The 2,705-nt window shown below is 72.3% G+C and carries 1 protein-coding gene and 1 pseudogene; both read right to left on the reverse strand.

All coding sequences use genetic code 11. The features are described 5' to 3' along the window. A partial coding sequence (locus MXD58_RS28345) for a hypothetical protein (protein WP_250611231.1) occupies positions 1-878 on the reverse strand: 878 nt, incomplete at its 3' end. Positions 879-1,032: 154 nt separating this feature from the next. Next, positions 1,033-2,705 (reverse strand): annotated as a pseudogene (locus MXD58_RS28350) (hypothetical protein); the annotation flags it as partial.

The following is a 2,705-nucleotide window of genomic DNA, read 5'->3' on the forward strand; positions in this document are numbered from 1 at the left end:
GCGCGCACGAGCTCGGCCTCCGCGGCCCAGTCGTGGCCGGGGACCATGGCGCCGTCCAGCTCCATGTGGGTGGCCAGCGACGGCTCGGGGACGATCATGGAGCGCCGCCGGTTCTCCGGCCGGGACAGCGCCACCGCGTTCAGGGTCGCACGCACGGTGGTGAGGGCGGCGCGGCGGGCGAGGCGCCGGGTGGCCGTCGGCGGCGCCACCTTGGGCGGCTCCCCGCCCAGGTCGGACAGCCGGAAGGGTTGGAAGCCCTGCAGCGCCAGGCAGGTCGCGCGGTCGAACGCCCCGCCGACGAAGGGGGTGGTCCGCAGCAGCGTCTCGTCCTCGAGCAGGGTCGCGACCCGCACGCCGAAGGTGCTGGTGGTGGTGGCCGCGCGGGCCCAGGCGATGCCGTCGATGTGGGTCAGGCTGGGGGTCCCACCGCTGCTCTGCTCGATGACCCGCGGGCGGCGCCGGGTCGAGTCGGCGGCGAAGCGCACCGTGCTGTACAGCGTGAAGTAGTCGGCGTCGGGCCTGGCGGCGGCCGCCGCGACCAGCGCGGCCAGCGACCGCTCCGTGTAGAGGTAGTCGTCCTCCGCCAGCCACACCAGGTCCTCGTCGGCCCAGCGCCGTACCCGGGGCATGCGGAGTATGTGTCGGTACGATGCCCGGTTACTGCCGCAGGTGACCGGCATCACCTCGCCGGCCGCCGACATCATGGAAAGGCGGTCCGCCGGTATCGGCCCGTCGTTGACGAAGACGATCCTCGTCGTGACGCCCACATTCTCGGCAGCCCGCAGCAGGGACGCGAGCGCGAGTTGCTTGCTGTAGAACTCCGGCCGGTTCTTGTTGTTCTCCGAACCGACCGAGCGGTACAGGATACGCAGAATCATCTCAACCCCCCGCCCGGTCCTGGCCAGGCAGCATTAACAGGAACGGACTGGTCGCCGGTCGAGATCCTACATATACGCCAAGGGCCGGCCGGCAGAGCGGTCTGTTTGCGGAGGATCTCCGCGCGGAGCCGGATCGTGGCGAACGGATTCCTGCTCATCCGGGCTCGCCCGATCCGCTGGGAACCGCCTCCGACGCCGAGTCGGCGGCGGATTCGTCGTCTTCGAGGGTGGCGCTGCGCAGCAGCAGGAACCAGAACGGGACGGTGATCCAGAACGCGGCGATGTAGCCGACGACCGCCCCCGTCCCGCCGCCGAGCTCCAGTCCGATGACCGGGTAGACCAGCAGCTGCGGCGCCAGGATCAGGTTCGCGCGGAACGTCAGCTTCGCCTTGCCGAGGGCGTAGAGCATGCAGGCCGGGCCCACCGTGGCCGCCGGGCCCGCCTGTTGGACGATGGACAGCGCCAGCAGGTGGTGCGTCTGCGCCCAGGTGTCGCCCAGCAGGGCGTGCCCGACGCTCTCGGGTAGCACCAGGAAGATCGTGCCCCAGATCACGCCGACGCTGACGATCACCGCGGACAGGGCGTAGGCGGCGCGTAGCCGGGCTGCGGGGGACATGTCCTTGCGGCGGGAGAACTCCGGGATGGCCCAGCTCACGATGCCGACCGCGAGGATCGTCGTCGGGCCGAGCAGGGTCTGCACCCCCCGCAGCGCCCCGACGATGTCGATCGCGTTCAGCGCGCCCAGCAGCAGCGTCGAGGCCTGCTGGGCGCCCTGGACGGTGAGGTACTCGGCGCTCATGTAGCCGTTGATGTCGCGATGATCGACGAGCCAGGTCCGCACCTGGCCGGTCGCCGGGCCGAAGCCGGCCTGATAGATGCCCAGCACGGCCGCGACGGCCGCCGCGCCGCCCCAGGCCAGCAGCATCGCCCACGACGTCGACACATCCCGGACGATCAGCGCGAAGATCGCGACGAACTGGACGACCGCCCACACCCCGTCGTTGAGGGCGGCGGCCGCCGGCCGGCCCTCGGCGAAGAAGACCTGCCGCCAGGCGTCCTGCAGCAGCAACGCCGGGAACACCAGGCCCATCGCGACCAGGGCCGCGCCGACCGAGCCCCCGACGCCCAGCCCGACGAGCAGCGTGACCACGCCGGACAACAGGCCGACGGCGAAGGCGGTGCCCACGCCGGCGGCGGCCGCGGCCCGGAACACCCGGGGCTGCGCGTCGGCGAAGCGGATGCCCAGCGGCGCCGTCCCCGCGGCCTTCGAGAAACCGATCATCAACGAGAAGATCGCGAACGCGACACCGAACGCGCCGAACTCGGACGTGCTCACGCTGCGGGCGATCACGAAGGACATGACGGCGTTCGTCCCGCTGGAGAGCACCTGGTCGACCAGCGTCCAGATCGCCCGGGACCGTGACGACCCGCGGGTGGTGCGCTCGGCGCGGTGCCGGCCGCCCGCGCCGATCTCCTCGCTGAGGTCCGCGAGGCCGTAGTCGGCCGGCTCCGGCGGCGCGGTGAGCGTCGATGCGGCCGGCCCCGCCGGCCCCGCCGGCTGCGGGGCGGATGCCGCCTCGCCGTCCTGGCGGAACATCCCGCCGAGGAAGAACTCGCCGGTCATCGGTCCGGACATCGGGATGAGGCCTTCGGCCTCGCGCTGATGCCGGATCTGGTAGCTCTCGGATCTGGGCACCCGCCGGCCGTGCAGGCCACGGATGATCTGTGTCTGCTCGTGGTCGAACGGTTCCACCCGCCGCCGCGGCGCCGCCTCGGGACGTGTGCCCTCGCGGTGTGGCTCCGCCGGGGTGTCCCAGCGGCCCGGGC

Source organism: Frankia sp. AgKG'84/4, from assembly GCF_023242965.2.
Classification (GTDB): domain Bacteria; phylum Actinomycetota; class Actinomycetes; order Frankiales; family Frankiaceae; genus Frankia.